Source organism: Ciceribacter sp. T2.26MG-112.2 (assembly GCF_900492205.1).
Taxonomy (GTDB): Bacteria; Pseudomonadota; Alphaproteobacteria; order Rhizobiales; family Rhizobiaceae; genus Allorhizobium; species Allorhizobium naphthalenivorans_A.
Genome location: NZ_UEYQ01000053.1, coordinates 1 through 5709 on the forward strand (window position 1 = coordinate 1; position 5709 = coordinate 5709).

Below are 5709 nucleotides of genomic sequence, written 5' to 3' on the forward strand. Positions count from 1 at the left end.
TTTGAGAGGAGGGGGGGGGCGGGCCTCCTCTCAACAAGCGGCCTGATGTGCCGTCCCCCGATACGTTTCTGCCTCCCAGACACCTGCGAAAGCGCCCGCGTTGGCTCGATGCCAAGGCGGGCGCTGAGGTGCGATCTTGCAGTAAACTCAGCCGCGCTGAATAGCCTCCTCAAAGTGGGTCGGTGGCAGATCGAAGGCCTTTAGCACTGTATCGAGTGCCTTTTGCACGTCATCCCAATCAACATGCTCCGGATCGTTCAGGTAGGCGTTGATTAGCTGGCAGCAGCTTTCGGCGGCAAGGGTCGGATCAGGTACGGAATCAAGCATGGCTTGTCCTCTGGAATAGGGTAGCCGGTCACGCTGGAGGACGTGACCGGCGGAAAGCAGCGGCGGGATTATTCCGCTGCCATCGGGAACGAGTGTTCGTTCTTGTCCTCTGAGGTTTCAGCCTCACCCTCTGCGTCGGGGTCAGACGCGATCCGAACGTGAGGCGGAAGCCAACCGCTGTCCTTGATGGACTTGGCGGCATACTCCGCAGCCTCGCCCTTCTTCATGTTGCCGACACCAGCGGCGAAATCCTCGCCGCGCACCTCGGCAACAACGGCTTGAATGGTCGGCCTGTTGACGTGGCTGAAATAGCTTTCCGCCGTAGTCTCAAACCAGTCATGCATGTCCACGTTCAATGCGCGGCCCATCTGGTCGGCATGGGCCAGCGCTTGGCTGCGACTGCTGAACTTCTTCTCAACCGCATTGACGGAATGGGCGGCGGCATAGGCCAGAAGCTGCAACAAGTCGCTTTGCGATTGATCCATCAGCCATTCCCAAAGGTCAGCAGGATCGCCGGGAAGCCGATGCCCATAGTTTTCCTCAAGGCTTCCCCACGCCTCAAGGGCCTTGTTCTCGGCGGGACGCTTCATCGAAGCGTCCAGCACTTCATGGGTGACAGAGATTTCAAGCGCGCTCTGGTGGCCGGGAATCCCCCATGCCGTACGGTACTGCACCTTGAGCAACATCGCGTGGACGACCGCCACAAGCGCAATGTCGGGATTGTTCGCCAGCTCGACACGAAGTGCCGCCGTCTTCTGAGCGGTCAGGTCTTCAATCAATGCGGCTGAATGGGTCAGCCCCGTAGATTTCGAAGCGCCGTCAGCCTCCTCGGTCGCCCCGCCTTGCTTCCCTTCCGTGGCCTCGGCCTTCTTCTTGTCTTCGTCGCGGACAAGGCCTCTCAGCACCGACAACTTGCCCCAATGGTCGATTGTGACGATTGCCCCTGCCATTGCGAGGTCTTCGCTGCGATAGGCTTCTTCGCGCTTCTGCAGGACGGCGATTTCCTGCTCGACGGCGGACAAGGCGGCCTCTGCACCTTCATCCTCCTGATCCGCATCGATCTGCGCCGCCAGTTCGTCATAACGCTCAGTCAGTGCGTCAAGCTTGGCTTGATCCTCGTCGCTGAGGTCCACGCGCTGCGGGTAAACCCGGGCCATCTGATAGATGTTATCCGGCTGCTGAGCGCACCACTCGACCCATTTCCAGCCTTCGGCCTTCACAGCTTCCGCCTCGACCTCTAACTTCTCGGCAACCAGCTTTTCAAGCAAGCCGCTATCGCTTGCAAAGCCTCCTCCCTGCTCGGCAAACAGGTCGCGGCGCACTGGACCGCCAGCCGCCTCATAAACCTCTAACCCGCCGATCAGCGCGAGCCGCTTGTCGCTTGCGGGGACTTCATCCACGGCGAGACGGCGCTTGATTGTGTTGGCGCTGCGATCCCATGAGGGGAGGGCATTCCACACCTCTTCCTGTCGAGCGTGATCGTCGGTGATGGTGAAGGCGGCAAGCTGCTCAAAGGTCATATCCTCTGCGCGGAACGCTGCGAACAAGACAGGGGAAACCTTCGCCAGCGCAAGACGGCGGTTGACGATGATTTCGGTTGTCCCGAACCGGGAGGCGATGTCCTTGATTGACTTGCCCTCATCGAACAACGCTCTGAACGCCTCGAACTGGTCGGCGGGGTGCATCGCCTCCCGCATCACGTTCTCGGTCAGGCTTAATTCCGTGGCGTCACCCGCCTCCCGGACAATGACATTCACAGCGTAGTCAGCCGTGATCTCGCCCCGTTCGGCCAGAAGATTGAGGGCTGCAAGGCGGCGACCGCCAGCGCTTACGAGGTATCTTCCCTTGGATGCCTTGCGCACCACAAGGTTTTGGATGACGCCATTGGCGAGGATCGAGGCCGACAGGCTCTCGATGCTCACCTTGGTGTAAGTCTTGCGGACGTTCTTCGGGTCTGCGTCCAGCTTGTTCAATGCTATCGCGATGATGTTGCTCATGGTCTCTTGCTCCAGTTTTTCCCGTTTCCCTTGGGAGCAAGCCCCGCTAGTGGGCGAAGCCTCTGCCTTCGTATTCGAAGGATGTGCCCCCACATCCGGCGGAACGAAGGGGGAGGGCGCAGCCCGCTCCCGTTAGGACGCGGATCGGGTCATGGGGCGGGAGGAAGGAAAAACGGAAGGTTTGCCGGCTTGACGGCGAAAGCCGTTTTTCCTGACGAGCGACAGCGCCTGCGCGCTTGCCCATTGGCGCGATCGGCGACCTATCGTAAGAGCGGTACAGGGTAGGATCGATGGGCGGCCGATCCCGGCCGCTCCTTGCGGATGCGAACCGGCAACGCCGGTTCTCCGTCTTCACCAGGTTATAAAACGATGGATCTGCCCGCTGCGCTCCGAGTGATGAGCGCTCCGCTCCTCGGGCAGCTCTCCATTTCAACTTGATTCAACGTGTCGATAGCGGCGGTTAGCCGCTCGGCTCGGATCGATCGGCGCCAGTCCGAGATCCGAGAAGGACAATGAAGAACATCGGAGCTTTCAGCATAGCGCCGCCCCTCCTTCAGGGGCGGGAAAGCGGGAATTCTCGACACGGTTTTGACGGAAGAAGGGAAGCCGCAGGAGGCTTAGCATAGCGCCGCGAAGCGGAAGCCGGAACCGACTTCCCCCGGCGAAACCGTTCCTTGCTTCTACAGCCTGGCCGTTGCGTTCATGATGTAGTGGGCGATCTGAAACAGCTGCTCAACAGTCGCAGCCAGGTCAGCAGAGGCTTGCTGGATCTCTGGCGGTTGGGACGGATCGCCGGCGAGATCGCCAGCCTTGGCGATGATATCCTCGCAAGGGTCTGCGATACTGTGAATGAGCTTCAGCAGCTCCTGGGCGGTTGCCTGATCCACCAGTGCCTGTCCTACGTCGTTTCCGAGCACCGAAACCCTATGAAGCAAGTGGACGGAGGTCCAGAGGCTTCCTGAGCGGGTTGTTAAGCTGTCTCTACTGAAATGGCGGAACTGTAAAAGGATCGCGAAAACCGCCGAAAGCTGAAGTCGGTTAAGGCTGGGGGCAAAATGAGCCTGTAAGCCTTCGCTCCGCTGCCCCATCAAATCCATGTGAAGCTTAATGCCGGAAAGCCTTGGTTTGCACAGCCTTGTTACCGTCCCAAACAGGCTTTAGTTCATTTGGGACAGCTCGCATCTGGCCGCCTCGCGCCAATAGGAGAGATGGGCTGCTTCGAGGGTGCAGGCTGAAATGGGGCCGCGAGCAGAGCGTCTTATCCCGGAAGCCGTGATGGCATAGCTGCCATTGTAGGGCGCGACCTACCTGACCGCTTCCGACCCACGTCAGCCCTTCATGGCTCGAATCCGACCCCCTGTAAGCTGGCTCTCATTGGTCTGGCGCATTTCGGTCAACTCATGATGCGCCCATTTCGACCAGATGGGCTTAGAGCTGACTGATGATCATGCCGATTTGACCGCATGCTAAGAGGCCCCGGCCGAGGGGCCCCGAGCGATTCTCGCCGACTGGTGGAAGCGATCGAAGTGCGGCGCGCACGTCTGCTGCCATCTGTGCAAGTTGCCACCTGATCTCATCCGCGGCAACCTCGGATCGATGCGGCGCCGCTAGGCTTGCGGCGTTGACCGCGTAAGCAGCAGCACCAAGCGCATGCGCACCCATGTGGCAGACGGCCGAGGCTTGACCGGCGGCACGAGCTGCGGCTGCTGCCGCTGGTGATTTGGTATCACCGGCGGAGCTACCTCCGCCGAACCGTTGACGTATTCCCGATGCAGTGTCCAACTCGCCGCGAGCGAAGGCCCGCGCACGCGCAATTGCAGCACGCGGGCGCGAATCGCGGGGACTTTCCGTCTCGAACACCCACAAAACCCGCTCAGCACACATAGCAGCCCACCCCGCAACCAAACGGCGGTCAAATTCACTAAGCGTCTGCACCGAATTTGCCATGTTCTGCCTCCCTAGGACTTCGACAAGAGAATGAGGTGGGCGGCTTCATGTTTCAAGTCGCCGAGAGCGGACAGTCGCAAAGCCACCCCATGTTGGACATTCAGCCCAAAAAAGCCGAGCTGCAGCTTTTGGAAATTTTGCCAGCCCCGTGAACCCCCGGAATGACGGCGCGAAGCTGCCCTTATCCCTTGGGCCCGTGATGACCGCAATGGGCCGATATGATTGAAAACTCTTCGCGCGAGGTTTGGGCCGGAGGTCGCTGAAATGGATTTGCGTGAATACGCGGGTTTTCTGTGTGCTGAGACAAGGCTATTCTCCGAAATCGTCGGCGACAAAATTCATTCCGACTGCTTCTGAATTGTGTCACTCGCATCAACCATTTCTGGAGTTTTCAACAATATCGGCCGAAGGCTGACTTCGCTCGTTCCAGTTTCATTTCGCCCTCAGCCTGAACCGACCCCAACCTCTTCAGACGGAAGATAAGGCTCCGCTGCTAAAGGGATGGCTGAGACCCCGCCCCCTGAACAGCCGCGCCTCCCGATCGATCTTAGGCCGGATCGCGTCAAACCCTGCCTAACCGGCAAGATTGGGCGGAGGCATGTGCCTGCGTAGAGCAGCGATGAGCAGGTCGGGATCCCGATTGGCGGCAGCCGCCAGCATGAGGTTGTCCGCAACCCCTGTGATGGCGGAGAGGATTTCCGTCTCCTCCCACCCTCGGCGCAAGGCATCCTCTACCAGATCCTGCAAAACAGTCTCCACCGCCATCTGACATGCGATGTGCCGGCTTTCGTCCTTTTCGGGTGGCGCTTTTGGAAAGTCTGTCATCTACCAGCAAATATGCCTCCTGCGGGCGCGTGCAAGGCCGCGAGTTCGGGATCACGACGGATAGGCCGCACCCTGCAGGGCAGGGTGCGGCAGTACCTCACTGAGGCTTGTTGTCGTTTCCGGCCTTGCTGTTGAGCTCGACTTGATAGCTGAACTCGACCTTGGCGATGAGCGGAAGCATCACGGCGATGGAGAACCGAAGTTGGCCCTTGTGGGACAGCTTCGCGATTTGCCGGTTGATGAACTGGCGAAGGCGACGGCCGGTTTTCTGGCAGAAGGTTACGAGCGTTTTCATCAGAGGTTCCTCCTTAGTGGTTGTGCGTAATCGCGAAGCTCGAATACGGCTGGAACCGCCGAGTGCATCGCGCAGCGATCGCAACGGAGCGAAGCGGAGAGGAGAACCCTTTAGGGTTGCACGCCAAGGCGGGGCCCGACGTATCGTGCGCAGCATTAGATTACGTACGGCCACTAAGGAGCGGCCTGAAAACGCGGCCTTCGTAGCCCCGGCCGTCGCCTTTGCCTTCAACCAGCAAATCGTGATCCGGCCGCCAGGTCGGATCTCCATCGCCGTGATGCTGTAGCGGTGGTTGAGCTCGCGTCGATGCTCCTAGCC

The 5709-nt window shown here is 59.8% G+C and carries 6 protein-coding genes; all 6 read right to left on the bottom strand.

Annotated elements, in window-relative coordinates:
• Positions 1 to 147: 147 nt before the first annotated feature.
• The 6 genes from DYZ14_RS23820 to DYZ14_RS23840 all read right to left on the bottom strand — a co-directional run bounded on the left by DYZ14_RS23820 (position 148) and on the right by DYZ14_RS23840 (position 5391).
• The gene (locus DYZ14_RS23820) at positions 148 to 327 is read right to left on the bottom strand and encodes a hypothetical protein (RefSeq protein WP_154722907.1); all 180 of its coding nucleotides are present in this window, start codon (positions 325 to 327) and stop codon (positions 148 to 150) included.
• Between the two features lie 68 nt (positions 328 to 395).
• The gene (locus DYZ14_RS23825) at positions 396 to 2324 is read right to left on the bottom strand and encodes a ParB/RepB/Spo0J family partition protein (RefSeq protein WP_154722908.1); all 1929 of its coding nucleotides are present in this window, start codon (positions 2322 to 2324) and stop codon (positions 396 to 398) included.
• 680 nt (positions 2325 to 3004) lie between these two features.
• Complete coding sequence (locus DYZ14_RS23830; RefSeq protein ID WP_154722909.1) at positions 3005 to 3211, bottom strand: hypothetical protein; 207 nt, start codon at positions 3209 to 3211, stop codon at positions 3005 to 3007.
• Between the two features lie 541 nt (positions 3212 to 3752).
• Positions 3753 to 4271 carry a putative immunity protein gene (locus tag DYZ14_RS24700; RefSeq protein WP_445292618.1) on the bottom strand — a complete coding sequence of 173 codons (519 nt, stop codon included), beginning with the start codon at positions 4269 to 4271 and terminating at the stop codon, positions 3753 to 3755.
• A 573-nt stretch (positions 4272 to 4844) separates the two neighbouring features.
• Positions 4845 to 5096, bottom strand: a complete 252-nt coding sequence (locus DYZ14_RS23835; RefSeq protein WP_154722910.1) for a hypothetical protein — start codon at positions 5094 to 5096, stop codon at positions 4845 to 4847.
• Between the two features lie 97 nt (positions 5097 to 5193).
• Positions 5194 to 5391: a hypothetical protein gene (locus DYZ14_RS23840; protein WP_052642493.1), complete on the bottom strand. Its 198-nt coding sequence runs from the start codon at positions 5389 to 5391 to the stop codon at positions 5194 to 5196.
• Between the last annotated feature and the right edge of the window lie 318 nt (positions 5392 to 5709).

Excerpts from the sequence above, each read along its gene's own strand:
- DYZ14_RS23820 (WP_154722907.1), bottom strand. The coding sequence starts at position 327 with ATGCTTGATTCCGTACCTGATCCGACCCTTGCCGCCGAAAGCTGCTGC.
- DYZ14_RS23825 (WP_154722908.1), bottom strand. The coding sequence starts at position 2,324 with ATGAGCAACATCATCGCGATAGCATTGAACAAGCTGGACGCAGACCCG.
- DYZ14_RS24700 (WP_445292618.1), bottom strand. The coding sequence starts at position 4,271 with ATGGCAAATTCGGTGCAGACGCTTAGTGAATTTGACCGCCGTTTGGTT.
- DYZ14_RS23835 (WP_154722910.1), bottom strand. The coding sequence starts at position 5,096 with ATGACAGACTTTCCAAAAGCGCCACCCGAAAAGGACGAAAGCCGGCAC.
- DYZ14_RS23840 (WP_052642493.1), bottom strand. The coding sequence starts at position 5,391 with ATGAAAACGCTCGTAACCTTCTGCCAGAAAACCGGCCGTCGCCTTCGC.